The organism is Pseudomonas sp. UV AK001 (genome assembly GCF_046097675.1).
GTDB lineage: Bacteria > Pseudomonadota > Gammaproteobacteria > Pseudomonadales > Pseudomonadaceae > Aquipseudomonas > Aquipseudomonas kribbensis.
Genome location: NZ_JBJUVZ010000003.1, coordinates 340,907 through 367,346, shown reverse-complemented (window position 1 = coordinate 367,346; position 26,440 = coordinate 340,907). Strand labels below are relative to the sequence as shown.

The following is a 26,440-nucleotide window of genomic DNA, read 5'->3' as shown; positions in this document are numbered from 1 at the left end:
ATAAAAAGGCGCGCTCGTTCAGGACGCGGCGCGCTTGGCTTGCGGTTAAAATCGGGCTCATTATAACGGGTCTTTTCCCACCGACACGGCGAGCCTTGCATGCCTGTACCTTACCGAGTGAAAAACTGATGTCCACCCCCTGGCACATCCTCGGCGTCGGAAGTCTCGGCACCCTCTGGGCCACGCGTCTGGCCCGGGCCGGATTGCCGGTCCGGCTGATCCTGCGCGATATCGATCGCTTGCATGACTATGCGACGGCAGGAGGCCTGACGCTGGTGGAACAAGGCGTGGCCAGCAGTTATGCCATCCCCGGCGAAACCCCGGACAGTCCCGGACCGATTCGTCGCCTGCTGGTGGCGTGCAAGGCTTACGATGCCGAGAGCGCCGTGGCCGGTGTCGCTCATCGTCTGGCGCCGGACGCAGAGCTGATTCTTCTGCAAAACGGCCTCGGCAGCCAGGAAGCGGTCGCCGCACAAGTCCCGCAGGCCCGCTGCATCAGCGCCTCCAGCACCGAAGGCGCGTTTCGCGACGGCGACTGGCGCGTGGTCTTTGCCGGCCACGGTTACACCTGGCTCGGTGATGCCGGCCATCCCGTGGCACCGGTCTGGCTGGATGATCTTGAAGCGGCAAAGATTCCTCATGAATGGAGTGCGGACATCCTCACCCGACTGTGGCGAAAACTGGCGCTCAACTGTGCGATCAATCCCCTGACGGTGTTGCACGACTGCCGTAACGGCGGATTGCAGGAACATCATTGTGAAGTCGCCACCCTGTGCGCCGAACTGACCGAGCTGCTGGAGCGTTGCGGCCAGCCTGCGGCGGCAGACAACCTGCAACAGGAAGTCGAACGGGTGATTTCGGCCACCGCCGCCAATTTCTCCTCCATGTATCAGGACGTGGCCAGCAAGCGCCGCACCGAAATCAGCTATCTATTGGGCCATGCCTGCAAGGTTGCTCAGCGGCACCAGCTCAACCTGCCGCATCTGAAACAATTGCAGCAACGGCTGAAAGCCCATCTGCACAGTCTCGGATTGCCCGTGGACTGAGCAGCGGCTACGCTGCCCACTTGTTCCTTTGTTGCGATAAGCCCGATGCCATTGCGCCAGCGCCTCGAAAACCTGCCGGTCGGCCAGAAACTGCTGGCCGCCCTGCTGGTGCTGTTGACCACCGTGTTACTGGTCGCCAACCTGACTTTCATCAGCGCCGCCTATTACATTTCCCAGGAAAGCATGGCGCCCCAGGCGCTGCAGACCATTGGCCGACTGGTGGCGAACCCGAGCCTGATCGCCGAAGCCCTGCAATCACCGCAGAGCGCCGAACGCCTGCTCAAGGAGCTCGACAGCTACTCGCCGCTGCGGGCCGCCGCACTGTACGACGGCAAGGGCGACCGCATCGCTCAGGTGCAACGCGGCGACAAGCTCAATCTGCCGGAGCGCTACCGGCACATCGAAGCCTGGCAACTCACCGAGTTTCGCAGCAATCAACTGATCACCCTGCCCCGCCCCGGCACGGCGCCGGGTCATCTGCTGCTGGTGGCCAGCAGCGAACTGCCGATGGCGTTCTACACCGGTACCCTGACGGCGAGTCTGGGGATCCTGATTTTCAGCGTGCTGTTGTGGCTGGTGATTGCCCGGCAGATCAAGCGCCTGATCACCCGGCCGATCCACGAGCTCGAAGAACTGTCCCGCCAGGTCACCCGTGAGGAAAACTACGCCCTGCGCGCCTCGCGCGGCAACCACGACGAGATCGGCAGTCTGGCCGAGGCCTTCAACACCATGCTTTCACGCATCGAGGCCCGGGAGCAGCAGCTCAAGCGCGCCCGCGATGACTCGCAAGCCGCCTACGATCAGGCTCAGGGGCTGGCCGAAGAAACCCGCCACACCAACCGCAAGCTGGAGCTGGAAGTCCAGGTGCGCAGCAAGATCGAGAAGAAACTCACGGGCTTCCAGAACTACCTCAACAGCATCATCGACTCCATGCCCTCGGCGCTGATCGCCCTCGATGAGCAGCTCTACGTCACGCAATGGAACCAGGAAGCCAGCGCCCTCTCGGGCACACGGCTGGACGAAGCACTGAATCAACCGATCTTCCTCGCGTTCGAACCGCTCAAACCGTTCCTGCCGCAACTCAAGCAGACCGTCGAACAACACACCGTGGCGAAAATCGAGCGGGTGACCTGGTTCAAGGACGACGAACCAAAACATTACGCCCTGACGTTCTACCCGCTGATGGGCGGTGCCGGACGTGGCGTGGTGATCCGGATCGACGACATCACCCAGCGTCTCTCGCTGGAAGACATGATGGTGCAGTCGGAAAAAATGCTCTCGGTCGGCGGCCTCGCGGCCGGCATGGCCCACGAGATCAACAACCCGCTGGGGGCGATCCTGCACAACGTGCAGAACATTCGCCGGCGTCTTTCGCCCGACCTGCCGAAAAACCTCGAGCAAGCCGAACAACTGGGCATCGAATTGGATACCGTGAACCGCTACCTGCAAGGCCGGGAAGTCCCGCAACTGCTCGACGGCATCCAGCAGGCCGGGGCCAGGGCGGCAAAAATCGTTACCCATATGCTCAGTTTCAGCCGCCGCAGCACCCGACAGATGGCCCCGTGCGATCTCCCGGCGCTGATCGATCAGGCCGTGGAAATCGCCGGCAATGACTTCGACCTGGCCATCGGCTTCGACTTCAAGGGGCAGGCGATCATCCGTCAGTTCGACCCGGCGCTGGGACCGGTTCCGGGCACCGCCAACGAGCTGGAGCAAGTGCTGCTCAACCTGCTGAAAAACGCTGCCCAGGCAATCCATTTGCGCGAAGACGACAGCGAGCCGGGGCGGATTATTCTGCGCACGAAGCTCAATCCGCCGTGGGCCGAGATTCAGGTCGAGGACAACGGCATCGGCATGAGCGAGAACGTGCGCAAACGCACCTTCGAGCCGTTCTTCACCACCAAGGAAATCGGCCAGGGCACGGGGCTCGGGCTGTCGGTGTCGTACTTCATCATCACCAACAATCACAAAGGGCAGATGGAAGTGCAGTCGGCACCGGGGCAAGGCACCTGCTTCACCCTGCGCCTGCCGCTCGCGCAACCGGCACCCATTGCCGCCGAAACCAATCAACTACCGAGGTAAACCATGGGCTTTCGCTTGTCGAAGATCTACACCCGCACCGGCGACAAAGGCGAAACCGGCCTCGGCGATGGTCGCCGCGTCCCCAAGGATCATCCGCGCATCGAGGCCATTGGCGAGGTCGACACCCTGAACAGCCAGGTCGGCGTGCTGCTGGCCGGGTTGATTGCCGAACGCGAAAACTGCCCCGGGCTTAATGAGTTGATCGACGTGCTGGCGCCCTGCCAACACCGCTTGTTCGATCTCGGTGGCGAACTGGCGATGCCGGAATATCAGGCGCTGAACGCGGCAGAAATCGAACGGCTAGAAGCCGCCATCGATGTCTGGAACGAGGAGTTGGGGCCGCTGGAGAACTTCATTCTGCCCGGCGGTTCGATGCTGATTGCCCAGGCCCACGTCTGCCGCAGCCTGGCGCGCAGTGCCGAGCGGCGTTGTCAGCATTTGAATGCGATCGAACCATTGGCCGGGGTTGGCCTGGCTTATATCAATCGCTTGTCGGATTTGTTGTTTGTGGCGGCGAGGTTGATTGCGCGGCGTCAGGGCATTGCAGAAATCCTGTGGCAACCGGCGGCGAAGCCCACAGAAAAGTAGCGCCTGACAAGCCGCCTTCGTCGGAACGCCGCCCGGAGCAAGCTCGCTCCCACAGTTGACCGAGTTCCGACAGACAGAATGCGGTCGAATGTGGGAGCGAGCTTGCTCGCGATGAGGCCGGCAGAATCAACAAAAACTCAGGTCTGTGGCCAGAACGCCCGAATCCCCGCCACGCCCTGAGCCCCGGCATTCCACGCTTTCTCGCGCTCGGCCGGGCCGACTCCGCCCAACAGGAACACCGGCTTGCTGAAGCCTTCGATCAGTGTCGAAGCCTGCTCCCAGCCCAACGGCTGTGCATCCGGGTGAGTCAGGGTCGGCTGCACCGGCGACAGGGTGACGAAATCCACGCCCATTTGCTCGGCCAGCGCCAGCTCTTCTGCATTGTGGCAGGACGCCGCCAGCCAGCGCTCCGCCGGTAGCGGGCGTCCCGCCGCCGCGTACTTGCGCAACTGTGCCGAGGTGATGTGCCAACCGGCGGACGGGAAGTCCCCCAGCCACTCGAACGGGCCCTTGATCATCAACTGCGCCTTGCCGGCACACAGGCCGACCGCATCCACCGCCAGATCGCGATATTTCGGGTCATAACCGTTGGGCGCACGCAGCTGGATCAGCTTGATGCCGCCGGCAATTGCTTTCTGAATGCCGCGCAACAAGGCCGGAGCTTCCAGGTCTTCCGGGGTGATCAGGTATTCAGCAGGCAGACGCGCCGCCGCGACGATCGGCTGGTTGGCCGCCGGGAACTCGTAATTCGTCAGTTCCTTCGCCGAGACCCAGGCCAATGGCTGGCCTTCGGCGCCGTGGGGTTCGCCGGTGAAGCTCGAGACTTCCCAGACATCCAGCAACACCTGCTTGTCCGGGTAATCGTGGCGCACCTTGATCAGCGGGCGGGCAGCGTCGACGACAATGCCCAGTTCTTCGTGCAGCTCACGGGCCAGCGCGGTCTGCACCGACTCGTCGGCTTCGACCTTGCCACCGGGAAATTCCCAGAGGCCGCCCTGATGCTGAGTATCGGCCCGGCGGGCGATGAGGATTTTGCCGCTGTCGTCACGAATGACGGCAGCGGCGACATGTACACGTTTCACGACTGCAATTCCTCCAGTCCGGCCTTTTGCCAGGCCTTGAAGGCCGGCCATTGGTAGACGGTTTCAACATAGGCTTCATCTTCGGCCGGCAACTTCACCTGATAGGTACGCAGACGCACGGCAATCGGTGCAAAGAACGCATCGGCCAGCGACACGCGACCAAACAGGAACGGTCCGGCCTCGGTCGCTGCCGCACGGCATTCAGCCCACAGCGCGAGCATACGCTCGACATCGACCTTCACCTCTGGCGGCACCGGGTTGAGCGGTGCGTCGTGGCTCAGGTTGAACGGCATGTGATTGCGCATGGCGAAGAAGCCGCTGTGCATCTGCGCGCAGGCAGAACGCGCCTGGGCGCGGGCCGTAATATCGGTCGGCCAGAGCTGTTCGGATGGAAACTGTTCGGCCAGGTATTCAGCAATCGCCAGGGAATCGGCGATGGTGCCCCGTGCGGTGGTCAGCAGCGGCACCTTGCCGGTGGGCGAATGCTTGAGCAGGCGCTCGCGGGTGTCGGGCTTGCCGAGCTTGATCAGTTCTTCGGTGTAAGGTGCGCCGGTCAGTTCAAGCGCCAGTGCCGCGCGCAGGGACCAGGAGGAAAGCAGTTTGTCGCCGATGATCAGGTGAAGGCTCATGTTCGGGTCCTTTCATGGGACAGAAGAAAAGGAGGTCCGCCGACCTCCCTCTTCGGCAGGGATCAGGTGCGGTATTCGGCGTTGATCTTCACGTACTCGTGGGACAGGTCGGTGGTCCAGATGGTTTCGCTGCAATCGCCACGACCCAGCTCGATACGGATGGTGATTTCTTCCTGCTGCATCACCGCCGAGCCCTGGGCTTCGGTGTAGGTCGCGGCGCGGGCACCACGGCTGGCGATGCACACTTCGCCGAGGAACACGTCGATCTTGCTCACGTCCAGATCCGGCACGCCGGCACGGCCTACAGCGGCGAGGATGCGACCCCAGTTCGGGTCGGAGGCGAACAGTGCCGTCTTGATCAGCGGCGAGTGGGCCACGGTGTAGCCGACGTCCAGGCATTCCTGGTGAGTGCCGCCGCCATTGACTTCAACGGTCACGAACTTGGTCGCGCCTTCGCCGTCACGCACGATGGCCTGGGCCACGTCCATGCACACTTCGAACACGGCCTGTTTCAGCTTGGTGAACAGCTCGCCTTCGGCGCGGGTGATTTCCGGCAGCGCAGCCTTGCCGGTGGCGATCAGCATGCAGCAGTCGTTGGTCGAAGTGTCGCCGTCGATGGTGATGCGGTTGAACGACTTGTTGGCACCGTCCAGCATCAGATTGTGCAGCACGTCGCGGGAGACTTTGGCGTCGGTGGCGATGTAGCCGAGCATGGTCGCCATGTTCGGACGGATCATGCCCGCGCCCTTGCTGATGCCGGTGACGGTGATGGTCACGCCGTCATGCTGGAACTGGCGGCTCGCACCCTTGGGCAAGGTGTCGGTGGTCATGATGCCGGTGGCGGCGGCTTCCCAGTTGTTTTCCGACAGATCGTCAAGCGCGGCCTGCAAGGCGCCTTCGATCTTCTCGACCGGCAGCGGCTCGCCGATCACACCGGTCGAGTACGGCAGGATCTGGCTGGCATCAACGCCGGTCAATTCGGCCAGCTTCGCGGTGGTGCGCTCGGCGGCAGCCAGGCCCGGTTCGCCGGTGCCGGCGTTGGCATTGCCGGTGTTGGTCAGCAGGTAGCGCACAGCGTTCTGCACGCGCTTCTTGGCCAGGATCACCGGCGCTGCACAGAAAGCGTTCAACGTGAACACGCCCGCCACGGTCGAACCTTCGACACAACGCATCACGACGACATCCTTGCGCCCGGGGCGCTTGATGCCGGCCGAAGCGATACCGAGTTCAAAACCGGCAACCGGGTGCAACGTTGGCAAAGGACCAAGACCAACAGCCATGAATGCGCTCCTTACTCAATGATGTCAGCACCGCCCAGCGTAGTGGCGGTGGTGTAAATGGCAAAACGCCGCGACGGCTGGTGCCGGTCGCGGCGCGGGTATTTCAGCGATTGAAACGGGGTTTACTGGATCTGCCCGTGGCAATGCTTGAATTTCTTGCCCGAACCGCAGTAGCACAGTTCGTTGCGGCCCAGCTTCTGCTCGTTGCGAACCGGTGCGGTGGCCAGGGCCACATCGACCTCTTCACCGACCAGAGCTTCCGGCTGCTCCAGACCCGGGGCTTCGGCGTGTTCGAACTGCATGCGAGCGGCCAGTGCCTCGGCTTCCTGACGCAGACGCGCCTCTTCCTCGGCCGGATCTTCGCGGCGAACCTGAACGTGCGACAGCACACGGATCGAGTCGCGCTTGATCGAATCCAGCAGCTCGGAGAACAGCGTAAAGGACTCGCGCTTGTATTCCTGCTTCGGGTTCTTCTGCGCATAACCACGCAGGTGGATGCCGTGACGCAGGTGATCCATGGTCGACAGGTGGTCTTTCCACAGGTCGTCCAGCACGCGCAGCACAATTTGTTTCTCGAAGGAGCGCAGTGCGTCGGCACCGGCCTGGTCTTCTTTCTCGCTGTACGCGGCGATCAGCTCGTTCATCAGCTTCTCGCGCAGGGTTTCTTCGTACAGGTGATCGTCTTCGTCGAGCCATTGCTGGATCGGCAGCTTCACGCCGAAGTCGCTGGCAATCGCGGCTTCCAGACCGGCCACGTCCCATTGCTCAGGCAGCGATTGTGGCGGAATGTGCGCGCTGACGGTGGCGTTCAGGACGTCCTGACGGAAGTCAGCGATGGTTTCACCGATGTTGTCTGCGGCCAGCAACGTGTTGCGCATGTGATAGATCACTTTACGCTGCTCGTTGTTGACGTCGTCGAACTCCAGCAGTTGTTTACGGATGTCGAAGTTGCGACCTTCAACCTTGCGCTGCGCTTTCTCGATAGCGTTGGTCACCATGCGGTGCTCGATCGCTTCGCCAGGCTGCATGCCCAGGGCCTTCATGAAGTTCTTCACCCGGTCGGAGGCGAAGATACGCATCAGGCTGTCTTCCAGCGACAGGTAGAAGCGGCTGGAACCGGCGTCGCCCTGACGGCCGGCACGGCCACGCAGCTGGTTGTCGATACGACGGGATTCGTGACGCTCGGACGCGATCACCTGCAGACCGCCGGACTCCAGCACTTGCTGGTGACGCTTCTGCCAGTCGGCCTTGATCTGGGCGATCTGCTCAGGGGTCGGGTTTTCCAGCGACGCGACTTCAACTTCCCAGTTGCCGCCCAACAGGATGTCGGTACCACGACCGGCCATGTTGGTGGCGATGGTCAGGGCGCCCGGACGACCGGCCTGTGCGATGATTTCAGCTTCTTTTTCGTGGAACTTGGCGTTCAGAACCTTGTGTTCGATGCCTTCCTTCACGAGCAATGCGGACATGTGCTCGGAAGTTTCGATGGTCGCAGTACCCACCAGCACCGGACGGCCGGCCGCCATGCTTTCCTTGATGTCGTTGACGATCGCCGCGTATTTCTCTTCGGCGGTCAGGAACACCAGGTCGTTGTAGTCCTTACGGGCCAACGGCTTGTTGGTCGGGATCACGATGACCGGCAGGTTGTAGATCTGGTGGAATTCAAACGCTTCGGTGTCCGCAGTACCGGTCATGCCGGACAGTTTTTCGTACAGACGGAAGTAGTTCTGGAACGTGGTCGAGGCCAGGGTCTGGCTTTCGGCCTGGATGTTCAGGTTTTCCTTGGCTTCGATGGCCTGGTGCAGGCCTTCGGACAGACGACGACCCGGCATGGTACGACCGGTGTGTTCATCGACCAGTACGACCTGACCGTCCTGCACGATGTATTCGACGTTGCGGTTGAACAGTTTGTGCGCACGCAGGCCGGCATAGACGTGAGTCAGCAGGCTCAGGTTGTGCGCCGAGTACAGGCTCTCGCCCTCGGCCAGCAGACCGATGCTGGTCAACTGGTCTTCGATGAACTGGTGACCGGCTTCGTTGAGTTCGACCTGACGGGTCTTCTCGTCGACGGTGAAGTGACCTTCCTGGGTGACTTCGCCTTCGACTTCTTCAACGTGCAGCTTGAGTTTCGGGATCAGCTTGTTGATCTCGATGTACAGCTTGGAGCTGTCCTCGGCCTGACCGGAAATGATCAGCGGGGTACGCGCTTCGTCGATGAGGATGGAGTCGACTTCGTCGATCACGGCAAAGTTGAGTTCGCGCTGGAATTTCTCTTCCATGCTGAACGCCATGTTGTCGCGCAGGTAGTCGAACCCGAATTCGTTGTTGGTGCCGTAAGTGATGTCGGCGGCGTAGGCGGCGCGCTTCTCTTCCGGCGGCTGGAACGGCGTCACGATGCCGACGGTCAGGCCGAGGAATTCGTACAGCGGACGCATCCAGTTGGCGTCACGGCGGGCCAGGTAGTCGTTCACGGTCACAACGTGCACGCCCTTGCCGGACAGTGCGTTGAGGTAAACGCCCAGGGTACCCACCAGGGTCTTGCCTTCACCGGTACGCATTTCGGCGATCCGGCCTTCATGCAGCGTCATGCCGCCGATCAGCTGGACGTCGAAGTGGCGCATGCCCATGACGCGCTTGCCGGCTTCGCGGGCGACCGCAAAGGCTTCCGGCAACAGCTTGTCGAGGGTCTCCCCCTTGGCAATGCGGTCCTTGAACTCTGCGGTCTTGGCGCGCAGTTGATCGTCCGAGAGGGCGACCATCTTCTCTTCGAAGGCATTGACGAGCTGCACCGTCTTGAGCATGCGTTTGACTTCACGCTCGTTCTTGCTTCCAAAAAGTTTCTTTAACAAAGGCGCAAACATATCGGCAGGATCTTCCACACTAAAGGGATGGAGGGCGGCCCCGTGAGTCGCCCGTGCAGCCCTCATGGCCGCATGCGAACGAGCATTCTACCCGGAAACGGTGGTGAGGAAAGTGGCGATATTCCACGATGCTGGCACTGCGCTTTGACGGGGCTCACTTAAAATAGGGGCGTTTTGCTCAACTTCAAGCCGTTGGCGGCAGAAGTTAGTCGTTGATTTAATGGGCAAAGCAGGGACAAAAGCAATGGGCGAGTGAAATGGGGCCCATCTGCTACCATGGCGCCTTTGCAACTTCAGGTGTTGGATCATGGCATTTCGCCCTCTTACAGCCAGAGCGCCCGCCGTTCTGCTACGCGAAGCCAGGCCGTTGAAAGCCATCCTCGGCCATGCTCAACGCCTGGCCCATCTGCAGCGTCTGCTCGACAGCCAGCTGCAACCCGCCGCCCGCGAGCACTGCCATGTAGCCAAGTGGCGCGAAGGCGAACTGTCGCTGGTGGTCACCGATGGTCATTGGGCCACGCGCCTGCGCTATCAGCAAAAACGCCTGCTGCGACAATTGCAGATGTTCGACGAGTTCGCCGGTCTGACGCGGATCAAGTTCTCGGTGCGACCACCTGTCACTCAGCCAAGAGCAGCCGGGCACACGATGGATCTGTCGACGGATGCCGCAGCGACCATTCAATCCACCGCCGACGGGATCAGCGATCCGAGCCTGCGGGCGGCGCTGGAGCGTCTGGCAGCGCACGCCAAGGCCAAATCCTGACCCTGGCGCGCCTGCCCAGGTCCTAGCGGCGCTTGCTGCCACCAAGCAACGACCCCATCAATCCCCGCACCAACTGCCGGCCCAACTGGTTCGCCGCCTGACGCATCGCCGATTTCAACGCCTGCCCCGCCGCCGTTCCGAGAAATTCTCCGGCCTTGTCCGCTAGGCTCGGCTCTTCTGGCGCCGGTTTGCCAGGTATCGCCTCGGCTTCAGGCCCCAGGTTCTTGCGCCCGGTGAGGATTTCATAAGCCGACTCGCGGTCGATCGGCTTGTCATAACGCCCCTTGAACGGCGACCCGGCAATCAGCATCGTGCGTTCGGTCTCGGTCAACGGCCCGATCCGCGACTGCGGCGGCGCCACCAGCACACGCTGGACCATTTCCGGCGTGCCTTTTTCCTGCAAGGTGCCGACCAGCGCCTCGCCAATCCCGAGTTCGGTCAACACCGACAACGTATCGAACGCCGGATTCGGCCGGAAACCGTCCGCCACCGCCCGCAGGGATTTCTGCTCCTTGGCGGTGAACGCCCGCAGACCGTGCTGCACGCGCAACCCGAGTTGCGCCAGCACGTTGTCCGGCAGATCGCCCGGCGATTGAGTGACGAAATACACTCCGACGCCCTTGGAGCGGATCAGCCGCACCACTTGTTCCAGACGTTCCTGCAAGGCCTTGGGCGTATCGCCGAACAACAAGTGCGCTTCGTCGAAGAACAGCGCCAGCAGCGGTTTGTCGGCATCGCCCCGCTCCGGCAGTTGCTCGAACAGCTCGGCGAGCAACCAGAGCAGGAATGTCGCATAGACCTTCGGCGCTTCATGCACCAGACGACTGGCATCCAGCAAATGAATGCGCCCGCGACCGTCGGCGGCCGATTGCAGGATGTCTTCCAGTTGCAGTGCCGGCTCGCCGAACAAAGCTTCGGCACCCTGCTGTTCGAGGATGGCCAGACGCCGCAACAGCGCCTGGCTGGAACCGGTGGTGAACAGCGCCGCATCTTCGCCGAGCAACTGCGGGTTGTCCTTGAGGTGATTGAGCAGTGCTTTCAGGTCTTTCAGATCCAGCAGCAACAGCCCTTCACGGTCCGCGACCTTGAACGCCGCGTACAGCGCCGATTGCTGGCTGTCGGTCAGTTCCAGCAACGCACCGATCAATAACGGCCCCATTTCACTCAGGGTGGTACGCAACGGATGACCGGACTCGCCGTGAATGTCCCACAAGGTCACGGGATAGGCCTGAGGTTTGTAGTTGAGCCACGGCATGCCGGCGATACGCTCGGCGACCTTGCCCTGAGGATTGCCGGCAGCGCCAAGACCGCACAGGTCACCCTTGATGTCGGCGGCGAACACCGCGACCCCGGCGTCACTGAAGGCTTCGGCCAGACGCTGCAAAGTGACGGTCTTGCCGGTGCCGGTCGCGCCGGCCACCAGTCCGTGACGGTTGGCCAGGCGCATCGCCTGGGCGATCGGTTGCCCGGCGAGATCGGCGCCGATAACGAGTTGCGAGGAGTCAGGCATTTGGTCACCCAATAGTTAATCTTTGTCGAGCATGGCCGATAGAGAGGAGTGAGAGACCCGATCAAAAGTCCGGTCTGAGATTTCCCTAAGGAGAGACGGAAATATCAGTGAGCTTTCACCCCTGCCCATTTTGCGCGCCTTTATAAAAGCACGCCCTGGACATTAAGACCTTAGCGGAACCCCAAGCCATGAACAAAAATCTACGCTTCAGCCATAAAATCTTGCTTGCCGCCGCCCTCATCGTCATTGCCGCCTTCGCCTCGTTCACGCTGTACAACGACTGGCTGCAGCGCAATGCAATCCGCGACGACCTGAACAACTACCTCAACGAGATGGGCGAGGTCACTGCCGACAACATCCAGACCTGGCTCAGCGGGCGCATCCTGCTGATCGAGAACGCGGCACAGAACATTGCGATCAACCCCGAGCCGTCCGCCGTCGCCAGCCTGCTGGAACAGAAAGCCCTGACGTCGACCTTCATGGCGTCCTACCTCGGCGACGCCACCGGGCACTTCACCATCCGTCCGGATGCGAAGATGCCGGACGGTTTCGATCCGCGGGTCCGCCCTTGGTATAAAGGTGCCGAAAGCAGCAGCACCTCGACCCTGACCGAGCCGTACATCGACGCGGCCACCGGCCAGACCATCATTTCCATCGCCACCGCCGCGAAAAAGGCCGGCCAGAGCGTCGGCGTGGTGGGTGGCGACCTGAGCCTGCAGACCCTGATCGACACCCTCAGCGCCCGGGACTTCTCCGGCATGGGCTACGCGTTCCTGGTCAGCGCCGACGGCAAGATCCTGGTGCACCCGGACAAGGCCCTGGTGATGAAATCGCTCAAGGAAGCCTATCCGCAGGACACCCCGCGCATCAGCAGCGACTTCAGTGAAATCACTGTCGACGGCAAAACCCGCATCGTCACCTTCGCCCCGATCAAAGGCCTGCCGTCGGTGAACTGGTACATCGGCCTGTCCGTGGACAAGGACAAAGCCTTCTCGATGCTCAGCCAGTTCCGCACCTCGGCGGTGATTGCGACCGTGATTGCCGTGGCCATCATCATCGCCCTGCTCGGCATGCTGATCCGCATCCTGATTCAGCCGCTGCACGTCATGACCCGCGCCATGGAAGACATCGCCGACGGCGAAGGCGACCTGACCAAGCGTCTGACCATTCAGAACCAGGACGAATTCGGCGTGCTGGGCACGGCATTCAACCGCTTTGTCGAGCGGATTCACGGTTCGATCCGCGAAGTGTCGTCCGCCACCGGGCAAGTCAACGAAGTCGCCCTGCGTGTGGTCGCGGCCTCGAACTCGTCAATGTTCAACTCTGACCAGCAAGCCTCGCGCACCAACAGCGTGGCCGCCGCGATCAATCAGCTCGGTGCCGCCGCTCAGGAAATCGCCCGCAACGCCGCACAGGCCTCGACCCAGGCCAGTGACGCCCGTGGTCTGGCCGAAGACGGCCAGCAAGTGGTGGATCGCAGCATCAAGGCGATGAATCAACTGTCGAGCATGCTCAGCGCATCCAGCAGCAACATCGAATCGCTGAACAGCAAGACCGTGAACATCGGCCAGATTCTGGAAGTGATCACCAGCATTTCCCAGCAGACCAACCTGCTGGCGCTCAACGCCGCCATCGAAGCTGCGCGGGCCGGTGAAGCCGGTCGCGGTTTTGCCGTGGTGGCAGACGAAGTGCGCAACCTCGCCCACCGCACCCAGGAATCGGCGCAGCAGGTGCAGACCATGATCGAGGAGCTGCAAGTCGGCGCCCGCGAATCCGTCAGCACCATGAGCGACAGCCAGCGCCACAGCCAGGACAGCGTGGAAATCGCCAACCTCGCCGGCGAGCGCCTGAACAGCGTGACCCAGCGTATCGGCGAAATCGACGGGATGAACCAGTCGGTGGCCACCGCGACCGAGGAACAGACCGCCGTGGTCGAGTCGATCAACGTCGATATCACCGAGATCAATACGCTGAACCAGGAAGGCGTCGAGAACCTGCAGGCGACCTTGCGTGCCTGTTCCGATCTTGAGCAACAGGCTTCGCGTTTGAAGCAACTGGTCGGCAGCTTCCGCATTTAAACCCCTCCCCCGAATGTCTTCGCGGGTCAGTCCGCGAAGACATCTCACCTCCCGCAAACCTCCCCCACCGCACATCCCGACCGAACATCTATTCTGGAGTAAGGTCAACACGGGACATCAACGAGCGAAGGGGCGTTCACTGTGCATATCGCTGAAACCACGCTGACGCGCCAACAGGGACATAGCACATGAATCGCGGCATTCTGTTGCTGATCGGTCTGCTGGCCGCCGTGCTGATCCCTTCGTTATTGGGCGGCGGGGAAACCTGGACGCGGTTGCAAGCCTTTCCTCTGCACTGGCTGTCGATCCTGCTGGCCATGGTTTTGCTGTGCTGGGGCATCAATACCTTGCGCCTGCGTCTGCTGCTCGGCGATCAGCGTGAACGGGTCACACCGCTGAAGAGCCTTGGCGTGGTCATGGCCGCCGAATTCGCCTGGTGCGCCACGCCCGGCGGCACCGGCGGGCCGTTGACGATCATGGCGCTGCTGGCACGCAGCGGCGTGCGTCCGGCCCGGGGCAGCGCAGTGTTTGCAATGGATCAGTTGAGCGACTTGCTGTTCTTTCTGTGTGCGTTGGGCGGGATTCTGATTTATGCCTTGTTCCAGCATCTGAGCGACCGGATGGAATGGCTGCTGATTGTCAGCGCCATTTCGTTGTTTGGCGGGCTGTTCGGTTGTGTGCTGGTGGCGCGTTATCACCGGATGCTGATTCGCTGGAGTGGCCGGCTGCTGGCGCGCATGAACGTGCAACCCGCCACGCGATGGCGCTGGGCGCGCAAGCTGCTGCATTTTCTTGCGGCGTTCACCGATGCTCTGAAACTGCCGCGACAAACGCTGTTCAAGGTGTTTGCCCTGACCTGCGTGCATTGGTCGCTGCGTTACAGCGTGCTGTATCTGGCGCTGCGTGGGCTGGGGGCGGACGTGCAGTGGGCCTGGACGTTTCTGATTCAGATGCTTTCGCTGGGGGCGGGACAATTCAGCCTGTTGCCGGGCGGGGCCGGGGCGGCGGAATTGACGTCGGCGGCGCTGCTGGCGCCCATGGTGGGGGCGTCGACCGCTGCGGCGGCGATCCTGATCTGGCGGGCGATGACGTTTTACTTCTACCTGCTGGTCGGCGGGCCGATTTTTCTGCTGATGCTCGGGCGTCCGCTGCTCAGGAAGCTGATGAAGGTACGGCAGGCTTGACGTCGTCGGGTTTATCTTCGTTGATCTGCTCCCACAACGCGGCGGCGTCGGGGAAGTCCGTGCCATCCTCCGGGCTCAGGTCATCCGGGTCATAGCGGCTCAGACAGCCCTCGCCCAAAGTGGCGGGCGCTCTGGAGGTGGCTTTGTCCAGTGGATCGCTCATGGGCGTTTTCTCCGGGACAGAAACAAAAAAGGGCCTGAAGCGATTGAACGCCCAGGCCCTTGGTTTTTCAACCGAAAGGTTCGATTAGAACACCACGGTCTTGTTGCCGTGCACCAGCACGCGGTCTTCCAGGTGATAACGCAGGCCACGGGCCAGCACCATCTTCTCGACGTCACGGCCGAAACGCACCATGTCTTCGATGCTGTCGCTGTGGCTGACGCGCACCACGTCCTGCTCGATGATCGGGCCGGCATCCAGCTCTTCGGTCACGTAGTGGCAAGTTGCGCCGATCAGCTTCACGCCGCGCAATGACGCCTGGTGATACGGCTTGGCGCCGACGAACGAAGGCAGGAAGCTGTGGTGAATGTTGATGACCTTGTGCGCGTATTCGCGGCACATGTCCGGCGGCAGGATCTGCATGTAGCGCGCCAGCACCACCACTTCGGCGTCGTGCTGCTTGACCAGGCGCGACACTTCGTCGAAGGCCGGTTGCTTGTCCTGCGGATTGACCGGGACGTGGTAATAAGGAATGCCGTGCCACTCGACCATGCTGCGCAGGTCGTCGTGGTTGGAAATCACGCAGGAGATCTCGCAATCGAGTTCATCGCTGTGCCAGCGGTGCAGCAGATCGGCCAGGCAGTGGGACTCACGGCTGGCCATCAGCACCACGCGTTTTTTCTGCTCGGTGTCGGTGATGCGCCAGTCCATCGAGAACTCTTCGGCGATGGGTGCAAATTTCTCGCGCAACACCTCGATACCGAAAGGCAGGGAATCGGCACGGATTTCGTGACGCATGAAGAACCAGCCGACCTGATTGTCCGAGTGGTGGCTCGCTTCGGTGATCCAGCCATTGTGGGCCGCCAGAAAGTTACTGACTTTGGCAACGATGCCAACGCGGTCCGGGCAAGAAATCACCAGCCGAAAAGTGCGCATGAGGGGGAAACTCCAGAACTTCGCAAAGGCGGACATTCTAGCGACTACGCCGCAAAACTGCAGTATCGATGAGCCTTGAGCCCCGCCAGGCCTCGCCGCAGCTTTTTTGACGCAGGCAATCGTCAGGATGATGGCGCGGCAATAGCCCTGCACCAATCGGTCTCTGTGAATATCTGTGAAGACTGCATCACAATATTTAACTGAATATTCAATTCAGGGCTTTTCAACGTAACTAATCCAAATAAAAAGCCCGGTTAAATGTTTACTTGATGAAACAGCCTGACTATTATTGCCGCACTGTCCCCTGCCATCGCGCACTCCCAATAAGGTAGTAATCATGTCCTTGATCAACGAATATCGTGCCACCGAAGAAGCCATCAAAGAGCTGCAAGCCCGTTTGAAGAACCTGTCGCAAGACGACAAACTGCAAGCCGAGCTGGAATTCGAAGGCAAACTGCGCACCCTGATGGGCGAATACTCCAAGTCCCTGCGTGACATCATCGCGCTGCTGGATCCAGAGTCCAAAACCAAGGCCCCACGTGGCGGCGCAGTAAAAACTACCGGCACCAAGCGTGCACGCAAAGTTAAACAATACAAAAACCCGCACAACGGCGAAGTCATCGAAACCAAAGGTGGCAACCACAAGACTCTGAAAGAGTGGAAAGCCAAGTGGGGCGGTGACGTGGTTGAAGGCTGGGCTACCCTGCTGGGCTAAGCCGCAACCCTTGTCGCAGACTCGTCCGCGACACAAAAAAAACGCCAGCATCCGCTGGCGTTTTTTTATGCCCGTCGTTCAGGCAACGGACATGTTCGATTTCAAAGATTCAAACGTTTGCGCAATGCCTGGACATAACTCTGCCATTCAACCAGCACCTCGCGCTGTAATGGCGTGGCACTAAGCAACCATTGCTCCACGGCCTCTGTAAAAGATTGCAAGGTATTAGGCGCACCCCATTCAGGCTCGGACAAGCGCTGCCGACAAAAGATTTGCCAGCGTTCTTGCTCTTCGAAATTCAACGTATCCGGAAAGTTACGTGCGCGATATCGAAACAACAATTCAGGCAAACGTTCGTCATCGAACGGCCATTGCTCTCGCGCCAATTGCGCAGGATCCACCGTCCTCACTTGCTCACATAAACGACGATCACGATCACCGATAAATCCGTCGTACAACTGTTGTTCGGGATCTTCACTCGGGGTGAAATCTTCGCTGGCATAAATCGCCGCGACTTTATCTTTCCAAACTTGTTGCGCGTCACTTAGTCGCAATGCGCGGGCCTGATACAGCGCCATGTCCAGACCCAGACGCTGCTGATCTTCAGCCCTCAACACCGACAACGGCGCCACCACCGGGCACTTGTTGATGTGGATGAGCTTGAGCGGCACCGGCAATTCGCCTTCGGCCAGATCATCACGACGGGTATACAGGCGCTGGCGCAAGGTCTGCGCATCCAGATCGAGCAAGCCCTGTGGATCGAGATGCAGATCACAGACGATCAACGCGTTCTTGTTGCGCGGATGCCAGGCCAACGGCAGCACCACACCGACATAACTGCGCGCCGCCGAGAAACGGCCGGAAATGTGCACCATCGGCTGCAACAGACGAATCTGGTCCATGACCTTCTGCTTGCTGCGCAGCTGGAACAGCCAGTCATACAACTTGGGCTGCTTCTCGCGGATCAATCGGGCCAGGGCGATGGTGGCGCGCACGTCCGACAGCGCCTCGTGGGCATTGCCGTGATCGATGCCATTGGCGGCAGTCAGGCGTTCGAGCTTGAGCGTGACCTTGCCTTCGTCATCGGTGGGCCAGACCAGTCCGTCGGGACGCAACGCATAAGCGGTGCGCACCACATCGATCAGATCCCAGCGGCTGTTGCCGCCCTGCCATTCGCGGGCGTAGGGATCGAAAAAGTTGCGGTACAGGCTGTAACGAGTCATCTCGTCATCGAAACGCAAGGTGTTGTACCCCGCGCCGCAGGTGCCGGGAGCCGCGAGCTGGGCGTGGACCCGGGTCATGAAGTTGGCTTCGCTCAAACCTTGTTCGGCAAGGCGGCTCGGGGTGATGCCGGTGATTGCGCAGGCCGCCGGGTGCGGCAGGATGTCTTCGCTGGGCTGGCAGTAAAGATTGACCGGTTCGTCGATTTCGTTGAGATCGTGGTCGGTGCGAATCCCGGCCACCTGCAACGGTCGGTCGCATCGCGGATTGATGCCGGTGGTTTCGTAGTCGTACCAGAAGATGGAAGTCACGGGCGGTTCCTGAACTGAAGATCGGCAAAGTCTAGGCGTTCGACCGCCGTCGCGGCCAGCACCGCATCATTCAGGCACATTTGGTTGAACGATGTGTATGACATAGTTATGTCGTTTTCCCCCGAGAGACTGCTAGCATCGGATTCACTCGCATCCCGATCCGGCAACATCAGGTAGCCCATGCTCGAGACCACAGCACCGCCAAGGAAAGCAACGCTGGCCCCGCCGCTGGACACACGGCATCAAGTCGAAACGCCAGAAGGCATCGACCTGCCGCTGCGTCCCGCCGGCCTGATGGTGCGTGCCGTGGCGTTCACCATCGATCTGGTTTTGCGCGGGTTGATCATGGGGCTGCTGTTCATGTTGCTGGCGCTGCTCGGCAAGCTCGGCATCGGCCTGGGATCGCTGCTGCTGTTTGCGGTGAGCTGGTGGTACATGGTGCTGTTCGAAGTGCTGCGTCAGGGCCGTTCGCCGGGCAAGCAATGGATGGGCCTGCGGGTGGTGCACGACGATGGCACGCCGGTCGGCTGGTCGGCCTCCTTGCTGCGCAATCTGCTGCGTTTCGTCGACCTGATGCCGTTCGGCTATTTCCTTGGCGCCATCAGTTGCCTGCAACACCCGACCTTCAAACGCCTCGGCGACATCGCTGCCGGCACGCTGGTGATCTACAGCGAGCGCCCGCTCAAGCGCCCGCAATTGCCCGATGCGGAACCCCGCCGCTCGCCGATCCCGCTGACCCTGACTGAACAACGCGCCCTGCTCGCCTTCGCCGAACGCCAGGGTGAGCTGTCGCCCGCGCGGGTCAATGAACTCGCTGCACTGCTGGCCCAGCCACTGCACATCAGCGCACCGAAAGCCGTCGGTGAACTCAACGGCATCGCCCGTGGCCTGCTGGGGCCGACATGAAGCAAAGCCTTTTCGAAACCCGTCACAAGGCCGAATGGGAGCGCTTCACCCTCGCCCTCGAACGCCTGGAGCGCGGCAAGGACACTTCGCAGGTGGCTGAATTTCCCAAGGCCTACCGGCGACTCTGCCAGCATCTGGCCCTGGCGCAGGAACGTGGTTACAGCAGTTTTCTCGTCGACTCGTTGCAACAGTTGGTGCTGCGCGGTCATCAACAGCTTTACCGTCACCGCAGCCAGCTCGGCGCTAACGTGCTGGGTTTCATCCTGGCCGGATTTCCACGGCTGGTACGCGCCGAATGGCGCTTCGTACTGGCCGCCGGGCTGCTGTTCTTCGGCAGCCTGATTGGTTTCGGATTACTGGTGTACCTGTTCCCGGAGCTGGTCTACAACCTGATCCCCGCCGATCAGGTGCGCGAAATGCAGAGCATGTACGACCCCGCCGCCGGCCACCTCGGGCGCTCGGCCGAACGAGCGGCGAGCGAAGACTGGGTGATGTTCGGCTACTACATCATGCACAACATCGGCATTGCCTTTCAGACCTTCGCCAGCGGCTTGCTGCTGGGGGTGGGCAGCGCGTTCTTCCTGTTCTACAACGGTTTGATCATCGGCACCGTGGCCGGGCACCTGAGTGAAATCGGCTACGGCCAGACCTTCTGGTCGTTCGTGATCGGGCACGGTGCTTTCGAACTCACCGCCATTGCCTTGGCCGGGGCGGCGGGGTTGAAACTGGGATGGGCGTTGATCGCTCCGGGACGTCTTACGCGCGGTGAGGCCTTGAGACATGCCGCGCGCCAGAGTGTTTTGCTGATCTGCGGGGTAATGCTGTTCCTGTTGATCGCCGCGTTTATCGAGGCGTACTGGTCGTCACGCACCGGGGTCACGCCGCAGACCAAATATCTGGTCGGTGCGAGCCTCTGGCTCTGCGTGGTGACGTATCTGCTGTTCGCTGGAAGGACCCGCCATGCGCCTGAGTGACGCCACCGTGGTGATCCGCCCGCGCAATACCTGGGAAGCCATGGACCTGGGCGTGCGCATGAGCCAGCAGCACCGGCGTCTGTTGATGACCAGTTGGGCCATCGTCACCCTGCCGCTGTTCGTGGTGCTGAGCCTGTTGCTGTGGGATTCGCCGTCGCTCGCGGTGTTCATCTTCTGGTGGCTGAAACCGGCGTACGAACGCTTGCCGCTGTACATCCTCTCCAAAGCCCTGTTCGGCGAAACGCCAACGCTGAAACAGGCGTTACGCCAATGGCCAAAACTGCTCAAACCGCAGTTGCTGGCGAGCCTGACCTGGCGACGCCTGAGCTTCAGTCGCAGTTTCCTGATGCCGGTGGTGCAGCTCGAAGGCCTGGGCGGTCTTGCACGCCAGCAGCGTTTGCGGGTACTGCTGCAACGCAATGCCGGCGCGGCTCAGTGGCTGACGATCATCGGCGTCCATCTGGAAACAGCGCTGTGGATCGGCCTGATGGTGTTGTTCTACCTGCTTTTGCCGCAACAGGTCGAAACCGATTGGGACTGGCAAAGCCTGATCTTCGCCGCCGACCACCAATGGCGCTGGCTCGAGCACCTGACCAATGCCTTCTACGCACTGATACTGGTGATCTGGGAACCGATCTACGTCGCCTGTGGTTTCAGCCTCTATCTAAACCGGCGCACCGTGCTCGAAGCGTGGGATATCGAACTGGTGTTCCGCCGCCTGCGCCAACGCCTGAACAGCAGTGCACTCGGTTTGCTGCTGGTGGTCTGTCTGCTGTTGCCGGGAGTGCCTTCGGTATGGGCCGCCGACCCTGCCACCGCCCCGGATGCGCCCCGGCTCCTGAATCAGCCACTGACCAGTCAGGCATCCCGCGACAGCATCAAGGCCTTGCTGGAACAACCGCCGTTCAAGAACAAGGAAACCGTCACCCGTTATCGCTTTGGCGAAGACCCCGCCACCACCGAAAAAACCAAGGACAGCAAAGCCCCACAATGGCTGAAAACCCTGCTGGGCTGGCTCAATGGTCAACACCTCGACGGGCTGGCCAAGGCCATTGAAGTATTGCTGTGGGCCATGGTGATCGGAACGCTCGGCTGGCTGATCTGGCGCTATCGCGAGTTTTTGCAAACGTTCGTCAGCCGTCGCCAGCGATTGCCCGAACGGATAAAACGCCCCGTGCCACAGCAAGCCTTCGGCCTCGACCTGAGCCGGGAAACCCTGCCCGACGACATCGCCGCCAGCGCCGAACAGCTCTGGCAGACCCAGCCCCGTGCGGCGCTCGGCCTGCTGTATCGGGCGCTGCTCAGCCACCTGCTGCACGACTTCAACCTGACCCTGAAACCGGCCGATACCGAGAGAGAAGTACTGGCGCGGATCGAACATTTGCAGCGTCCCGACCTGCTCGCCTACAGCCGTCATCTCACCGGCCACTGGCAGAACATGGCCTATGGGCACCGCGTACCGGCGGCGCACCTGCAACAGGAATTGTGCGATGGCTGGCGGTCACTGTTCGGCAAGGGAGCTGCCCGTTGAACCGGCGCGCACTCTGGCTGACCGGCGCACTGATCGTCGCCCTGTTAGGTGCACTGGGCGTTTATCTGTACCTCAAGGCCACGCCTTACCAGGCCGTGGTCGATCACGGCCCTTCCCCCGCCGCGCAAGCCAATCCTTATCTGGCGGCGGAGATGTTTCTGCGCAGTCACGGGATAATCGTCGACCATGCTGAAAGCCTTGCCGTGTTGCCCGAGATTGACCCGCGCCGACACACGCTGCTGCTGTTCAACGACCGCTCGAACATGACCCCGCGTCAGGTTGATCAAGTCTTGAACTGGGCCCGGGCCGGCGGGCGGCTGGTGTTCGTCGCCGAATCGCTGTGGGATGAAAAGACCGGCCAGAGCAATGACCTGTTGCTCGACCGTGTGCAACTGCACCAGTCCCTGAGCAAGGATCTGAAAGACCCGCCGCCGGATGCCGACGACGATCCCTGGCCCAACCTGACCAAACTCTATCTGGAAGACGAAGACGCCCCCGCCTACGCCGGGTTCGACACCGCGTTCCACCTCGACGACCCGAAAAACCTCGCCCAGGCCTGGGCCAACAGCGCCCGGGCCACGCACATGATGCAACTACCCTACGGCGTCGGCACGATCACCGTGGTCACCGATGCCGAGCTGTGGAAAAACCCGGCCATCGCTCAGCACGACAATGCTTGGCTGCTCTGGTATCTGAGCGCCGACACCGCCGTGACGCTGCTGTACAACACCGAACACGACGGGCTGCTGACCCTGCTCTGGCGCTACTTCCCGCAAGCCATCGTCGCCCTGTTGGCGCTGATCGGTCTGTGGTTGTGGCATGTCGGCGTGCGCCACGGGCCGGTGCAGGCTCCTGCCCCAAGCGGTCGTCGTCAGTTGATGGAACACCTGCGCGCCAGTGCCGATTTCATCCTGCGACACAACGGTCAACAGACCTTGCTGCAAGCCTTGCAGCAGGACGTCCTGCGCCGCGCCCGTCACCGTCATCCCGGTTTCGACCAGTTGAACGTCGCCGAACAATGGCTGGCCCTGTCACGCCTGACCCGCCAGCCGACCCGCGCCATCAGCCAGGCCCTGAGCCCGGCACCGAAGCGGCGGATGTCCAGTGCCGAATTCTGCCGTCAGGTCGCCCACCTGCAAGCCCTGAGGAACTCGTTATGACCGAACACATCGAACCCGGCTCGCCCAGCCACGTGGCCCAGCAACGTCACCGAGCCAGTCAGTTGGCGCAAACGGTACGCGGTGAATTGCAGAAGGCATTGATCGGCCAGAACCCGGTGATCGACGACGTGCTGACCGCGCTGATCGCCGGCGGCCATGTGCTGCTGGAAGGGGTTCCCGGCCTCGGCAAAACCTTGCTGGTACGCGCCCTGGCCAAATGCTTCGGCGGCGAGTTCGCGCGCATCCAGTTCACCCCGGACTTGATGCCCAGCGACGTCACCGGCCACGCGGTCTACGACCTGCAGACCGAGCAATTCAAATTGCGCAAAGGCCCGCTGTTCACCAACCTGCTGCTGGCCGACGAGATCAACCGCGCCCCGGCCAAGACCCAAGCCGCATTGCTCGAAGCGATGCAGGAACGTCAGGTCACCCTCGAAGGCCGGGCCCTGCCGATTGCCCAACCGTTCATGGTGCTCGCCACGCAAAACCCGATCGAACAGGAAGGCACTTACCCGCTGCCCGAGGCCGAGCTCGACCGCTTCATGCTCAAGGTGCGCATGGATTACCCCGACGCCGATCAGGAGCTGGACATGGTGCGTCAGGTCAGCCGTTCAACCCGCGCCGACATGCTCGACGTACAGTCACTGCGCACCGTGTTGCAGGCCAAGGACGTGCAGGCCCTGCAACGCATCGCCAGCGATCTGCCGCTGGATGATCAGGTGCTCGACTATGCCGTGCGACTGGCGCGCAGCACCCGCACCTGGCCGGGGCTGAGCCTCGGCGCCGGGCCACGGGCTTCCATTGCACTGGTGCGCTGCGCCCGCGCCCGCGCCTTGCTGCGCGGTGGCGAGTTCGTGATTCCCGACGACATCAAGGGCTGCGCGCTGGCGGTGCTGCGTCACCGCGTGCGCCTCGCACCGGAGCTGGACATCGAAGGTCTGCAGGTCGATCAGGTACTCCAGCAACTGCTTGACCAGATCCCGGCGCCGCGCCTGTGAAACCCTCGCGTCTGTTGTTGATCTGGCTGGCGATCCTGCTGGCCATCAGCATTGTGCTGGGCGCTTTGCAGGCGCTGGATGTGGAAGTGCCTTCGAGCCTTCTGTCGATCAACTGGGGATTGCTGCTGGCGCTGTTTGCACTGAGCTTGCTGGACGCCCTGCGCCTCAGGCGCCTGCCCTCGCCCCGCGTGCAACGACAGATGCCCGGTAGCCTGGCACTCGGTCGCTGGAGCGAAGTGCGGCTGGAAGTCGAACACGATTTCGACCAACCACTGACGATTCAAATCTTCGACCACGTGCCCGATGGCCTGAGCTTCGAAAACCTGCCACTCGACACCGAGCTGCAACCCGGCCAGCGCAGCCTGATCGGCTATCGCCTGCGCCCGCTCAAGCGCGGCCACTTCACCTTCGACACCTGCGAACTCAACCTGCCCAGCCCCTTCGGCCTGTGGTCCGGCAAACGCCTGCTGCACCTCACCGACCACACCCGCGTCTACCCCGACTTCGCCCGCCTCTACGGCGGCCAGTTGCTGGCGGTCGACAACTGGCTCAGCCAGCTCGGCGTACGCCAGCGCCAACGCCGAGGCCAGGGGATGGAATTCCATCAACTACGGGAATTTCGCGAAGGCGACAGCCTGCGCCAGATCGACTGGAAAGCCACCGCCCGCCACCGCACACCGATTGCCCGGGAGTACGAAGACGAACGGGATCAGCAGATCATCTTCATGCTCGATTGCGGGCGGCAGATGCGCAGTCAGGATGGCGAGCTGTCGCATTTCGATCATGCGTTGAATGCGTGTCTGCTGTTGAGTTATGTGGCGCTGCGGCAGGGGGACGCGGTGGGATTGAGTACGTTTGCCGGCGATCAGCCGCGCTACGTTGCTCCGGTCAAAGGGGCCGGGCAACTCAATGTGCTGCTCAATGGAATTTACGACCTCGACAGCACGCAACGACCTGCTGATTATCCGGCGGCGGTAAATCAGTTGCTGGCGAGGCAAAAACGCCGGGCATTGGTGGTGCTGGTGACCAATGTGCAAGGTGAGGACGATGGTGAATTGCTCAGTGCGGTCAAACAACTGATCCAGAAAAATCAGGTATTGGTGGTCAGTCTGCAGGAAAAGACTCCTGATCTTTTGCGCCATGAACCTGTGCAAACCTTTCACGAGGCACTGTCCTATTGCGGTACTTTGGACTACCTAAACGCCAGAGCCGCTACCCATGAGCGATTGAGCGCTCACGGACTTCCCGTACTGGATTCGCACTCCGAAGAGTTGGGTACCAAACTTGTGACGCGCTATCTGGACTGGAAGAGATCCGGTGTATTGCAGTGACAATTCGAACTTTAGAAATGATTCAGTTATTTATGAATTTTGGATCGGACAACATTTAGTGGCACTGACTTTTCCGCTATGTGGTCCAGACTACGCACGTGAGCCCACACATATACAACTCCCGTTACGGCTCCTGTTGCGAGCCAACGAGCAGTTGCCCGGCCTGTCAAATCTGTATAGCTGACGTCAAATTCATAACCATTGAATATCCAATGGACTTTTCGCCCTGCCAGAGGCTGCAAGGTGTACCAATCTCGTACAAACGCTGCAATTTCCGCAGACTGTCCGACCGGCAGCTCGAAGGGATACTGTGTCATCCTTTCAATACCTGCACGCCGAAGCTCTTGAACAACAATGCGCAGAGTTTTTGTATCGGGCAACCCAGAAACCAGAGTGGCTGTCAGGTCATGCTCGCCAACGTCTGGCACCGCAAAGGTGACGGATGCAATGCCATTCTCATCTGTAGTAGAGTCCGGCAAGGGCTTTCCCGCGTAGGTCCATCCGAGCGTAACACCTGATTCGGGCCGACCACCGGGAGAAGCCAGCACCAATGCCTGAGCATTGATTTCATACCCGGCATACGTAACAGCCTGATCACAAGTCAGTGAATCGATGGTCACATTTTCGATTTGCCCTGAAATTATCGGTGAATCAGGCATGCCGTCATAGAGAGGCATTCTGAAAAAGATATGGAAAGGGCCAGGGTGCGCGTGCTCCGTTGAAAGGATCCATATCAAGCTGCTGAACGTATCCGGATCCCGGACCATTTCAATGAGTTGGCCTTCTGGAGGAACAGCTTCAATGCCACTCACATCGCCGCTTGGCACAAAATGAATGGCAATAGGCGACTCGGGATCACCAATCAAATAGCTTTCATCAAACTCCAGTTTCAGTTGATAACGTTTGCCTGAGACCAGATTCAGTACCAGATCATCCCATCTCTTTCGAATACCATCGAGATAAGGTCTGAAATTGGCGCGCCAGGTTGAAGGCAGTGAGGAATTTGACATCGGCAACCTCTTCTTTGCAAAGCAAAAAGCACGGCACCAGGCATTTCACTATAAAATTCAAACCCGCTTGCAACCTGAACACTT

Annotated in this window: 23 protein-coding genes and 1 pseudogene; 14 read left to right on the top strand and 10 right to left on the bottom strand. The window is 61.0% G+C overall.

Going from position 1 to position 26,440, the window contains the following annotated elements:
* The first annotated feature begins 128 nt into the window (after nucleotides 1–128).
* The 3 genes from ACKLNA_RS12590 to ACKLNA_RS12580 are packed head-to-tail and all read left to right on the top strand — an operon-like array spanning nucleotide 129 to nucleotide 3,716.
* Complete coding sequence (locus ACKLNA_RS12590; RefSeq protein WP_408986048.1) at nucleotides 129–1,046, top strand: putative 2-dehydropantoate 2-reductase; 918 nt, start codon at nucleotides 129–131, stop codon at nucleotides 1,044–1,046.
* A gap of 45 nt (nucleotides 1,047–1,091) precedes the next feature.
* Nucleotides 1,092–3,128, top strand: a complete 2,037-nt coding sequence (locus ACKLNA_RS12585; RefSeq protein ID WP_114885079.1) for an ATP-binding protein — start codon at nucleotides 1,092–1,094, stop codon at nucleotides 3,126–3,128.
* 3 nt (nucleotides 3,129–3,131) lie between these two features.
* On the top strand, nucleotides 3,132–3,716 hold the full coding sequence (locus ACKLNA_RS12580) for a cob(I)yrinic acid a,c-diamide adenosyltransferase (protein ID WP_408986047.1): 585 nt from the start codon (nucleotides 3,132–3,134) through the stop codon (nucleotides 3,714–3,716).
* A 137-nt stretch (nucleotides 3,717–3,853) separates the two neighbouring features.
* On the opposite strand, the gene ACKLNA_RS12575 is transcribed toward ACKLNA_RS12580, so the two are convergent.
* The 4 genes from ACKLNA_RS12575 to secA form a co-directional block, all read right to left on the bottom strand.
* Entirely contained in the window at nucleotides 3,854–4,798 is a 945-nt protein-coding gene (locus ACKLNA_RS12575) for a Nudix family hydrolase (protein WP_408986046.1), read from the bottom strand.
* Entirely contained in the window at nucleotides 4,795–5,427 is a 633-nt protein-coding gene (locus ACKLNA_RS12570; protein WP_408986045.1) for a glutathione S-transferase family protein, read from the bottom strand. Before ACKLNA_RS12570 ends, ACKLNA_RS12575 begins: the two co-directional genes overlap by 4 nt.
* A gap of 62 nt (nucleotides 5,428–5,489) precedes the next feature.
* Nucleotides 5,490–6,707 (bottom strand): bifunctional glutamate N-acetyltransferase/amino-acid acetyltransferase ArgJ, encoded by a 1,218-nt coding sequence (argJ, locus tag ACKLNA_RS12565; protein ID WP_408986044.1) that lies wholly within the window; start codon nucleotides 6,705–6,707, stop codon nucleotides 5,490–5,492.
* 122 nt (nucleotides 6,708–6,829) lie between these two features.
* Nucleotides 6,830–9,568 (bottom strand): preprotein translocase subunit SecA, encoded by a 2,739-nt coding sequence (secA, locus tag ACKLNA_RS12560; RefSeq protein ID WP_408986043.1) that lies wholly within the window; start codon nucleotides 9,566–9,568, stop codon nucleotides 6,830–6,832.
* A gap of 307 nt (nucleotides 9,569–9,875) precedes the next feature.
* On the opposite strand from secA, the gene ACKLNA_RS12555 reads away from it, so the two are divergent.
* Nucleotides 9,876–10,331, top strand: a complete 456-nt coding sequence (locus ACKLNA_RS12555) for a DUF721 domain-containing protein (RefSeq protein WP_408986042.1) — start codon at nucleotides 9,876–9,878, stop codon at nucleotides 10,329–10,331.
* A 22-nt stretch (nucleotides 10,332–10,353) separates the two neighbouring features.
* Here ACKLNA_RS12555 and ACKLNA_RS12550 read toward each other — a convergent pair whose 3' ends face one another.
* Complete coding sequence (locus tag ACKLNA_RS12550) at nucleotides 10,354–11,841, bottom strand: helicase HerA-like domain-containing protein (protein ID WP_408986041.1); 1,488 nt, start codon at nucleotides 11,839–11,841, stop codon at nucleotides 10,354–10,356.
* Nucleotides 11,842–12,029: 188 nt separating this feature from the next.
* Here ACKLNA_RS12550 and ACKLNA_RS12545 point away from each other — a divergent pair.
* The 3 genes and pseudogenes from ACKLNA_RS12545 to ACKLNA_RS12535 all read left to right on the top strand — a co-directional run.
* Nucleotides 12,030–13,061 (top strand): annotated as a pseudogene (locus tag ACKLNA_RS12545) (cache domain-containing protein); the annotation flags it as partial.
* A gap of 93 nt (nucleotides 13,062–13,154) precedes the next feature.
* Nucleotides 13,155–13,919: a methyl-accepting chemotaxis protein gene (locus ACKLNA_RS12540; RefSeq protein WP_408986126.1), complete on the top strand. Its 765-nt coding sequence runs from the start codon at nucleotides 13,155–13,157 to the stop codon at nucleotides 13,917–13,919.
* 188 nt (nucleotides 13,920–14,107) lie between these two features.
* Nucleotides 14,108–15,103 (top strand): YbhN family protein, encoded by a 996-nt coding sequence (locus tag ACKLNA_RS12535; RefSeq protein ID WP_408986040.1) that lies wholly within the window; start codon nucleotides 14,108–14,110, stop codon nucleotides 15,101–15,103.
* Here the strand turns inward: ACKLNA_RS12535 and ACKLNA_RS12530 are convergent.
* Nucleotides 15,072–15,266: a hypothetical protein gene (locus tag ACKLNA_RS12530; protein ID WP_408986039.1), complete on the bottom strand. Its 195-nt coding sequence runs from the start codon at nucleotides 15,264–15,266 to the stop codon at nucleotides 15,072–15,074. The two genes, ACKLNA_RS12535 and ACKLNA_RS12530, sit on opposite strands and share 32 nt — an antisense overlap.
* Nucleotides 15,267–15,350: 84 nt before the next feature.
* Nucleotides 15,351–16,199, bottom strand: coding sequence for a formyltetrahydrofolate deformylase (gene purU / locus ACKLNA_RS12525; RefSeq protein WP_007912774.1), 849 nt, complete (start codon nucleotides 16,197–16,199; stop codon nucleotides 15,351–15,353).
* A gap of 337 nt (nucleotides 16,200–16,536) precedes the next feature.
* Between purU and mvaT the strand changes: the two genes are divergently transcribed.
* The gene (gene mvaT, locus ACKLNA_RS12520; RefSeq protein WP_046054737.1) at nucleotides 16,537–16,914 is read left to right on the top strand and encodes a histone-like nucleoid-structuring protein MvaT; all 378 of its coding nucleotides are present in this window, start codon (nucleotides 16,537–16,539) and stop codon (nucleotides 16,912–16,914) included.
* Between the two features lie 101 nt (nucleotides 16,915–17,015).
* Here mvaT and sbcB read toward each other — a convergent pair whose 3' ends face one another.
* Together sbcB and ACKLNA_RS12510 are read right to left on the bottom strand one after the other, a co-directional pair.
* A complete protein-coding gene (gene sbcB, locus ACKLNA_RS12515) occupies nucleotides 17,016–18,446 on the bottom strand; it encodes an exodeoxyribonuclease I (protein ID WP_408986038.1) in 1,431 nt (476 codons plus the stop codon).
* Nucleotides 18,443–18,628 carry a hypothetical protein gene (locus ACKLNA_RS12510; protein WP_408986037.1) on the bottom strand — a complete coding sequence of 62 codons (186 nt, stop codon included), beginning with the start codon at nucleotides 18,626–18,628 and terminating at the stop codon, nucleotides 18,443–18,445. The genes sbcB and ACKLNA_RS12510 overlap by 4 nt, the downstream gene beginning before the upstream one ends.
* On the opposite strand from ACKLNA_RS12510, the gene ACKLNA_RS12505 reads away from it, so the two are divergent.
* The 6 genes from ACKLNA_RS12505 to ACKLNA_RS12480 are packed head-to-tail and all read left to right on the top strand — an operon-like array spanning nucleotide 18,627 to nucleotide 25,346.
* Nucleotides 18,627–19,352: an RDD family protein gene (locus tag ACKLNA_RS12505; protein WP_408986036.1), complete on the top strand. Its 726-nt coding sequence runs from the start codon at nucleotides 18,627–18,629 to the stop codon at nucleotides 19,350–19,352. The genes ACKLNA_RS12510 and ACKLNA_RS12505 overlap by 2 nt on opposite strands.
* Nucleotides 19,349–20,326: a stage II sporulation protein M gene (locus tag ACKLNA_RS12500; protein WP_408986035.1), complete on the top strand. Its 978-nt coding sequence runs from the start codon at nucleotides 19,349–19,351 to the stop codon at nucleotides 20,324–20,326. The genes ACKLNA_RS12505 and ACKLNA_RS12500 overlap by 4 nt, the downstream gene beginning before the upstream one ends.
* Nucleotides 20,313–21,857: a DUF4129 domain-containing protein gene (locus tag ACKLNA_RS12495; RefSeq protein WP_408986034.1), complete on the top strand. Its 1,545-nt coding sequence runs from the start codon at nucleotides 20,313–20,315 to the stop codon at nucleotides 21,855–21,857. Before ACKLNA_RS12500 ends, ACKLNA_RS12495 begins: the two co-directional genes overlap by 14 nt.
* Nucleotides 21,854–23,017 carry a DUF4350 domain-containing protein gene (locus ACKLNA_RS12490; RefSeq protein ID WP_408986033.1) on the top strand — a complete coding sequence of 388 codons (1,164 nt, stop codon included), beginning with the start codon at nucleotides 21,854–21,856 and terminating at the stop codon, nucleotides 23,015–23,017. Before ACKLNA_RS12495 ends, ACKLNA_RS12490 begins: the two co-directional genes overlap by 4 nt.
* Entirely contained in the window at nucleotides 23,014–24,015 is a 1,002-nt protein-coding gene (locus ACKLNA_RS12485) for an AAA family ATPase (protein WP_408986032.1), read from the top strand. Before ACKLNA_RS12490 ends, ACKLNA_RS12485 begins: the two co-directional genes overlap by 4 nt.
* Nucleotides 24,012–25,346 (top strand): DUF58 domain-containing protein, encoded by a 1,335-nt coding sequence (locus ACKLNA_RS12480; protein ID WP_408986031.1) that lies wholly within the window; start codon nucleotides 24,012–24,014, stop codon nucleotides 25,344–25,346. The genes ACKLNA_RS12485 and ACKLNA_RS12480 overlap by 4 nt, the downstream gene beginning before the upstream one ends.
* 26 nt (nucleotides 25,347–25,372) lie before the next feature.
* Here the strand turns inward: ACKLNA_RS12480 and ACKLNA_RS12475 are convergent, their stop codons facing one another.
* The gene (locus ACKLNA_RS12475) at nucleotides 25,373–26,356 is read right to left on the bottom strand and encodes an Ig-like domain-containing protein (protein WP_408986030.1); all 984 of its coding nucleotides are present in this window, start codon (nucleotides 26,354–26,356) and stop codon (nucleotides 25,373–25,375) included.
* Nucleotides 26,357–26,440 lie beyond the last annotated feature (84 nt).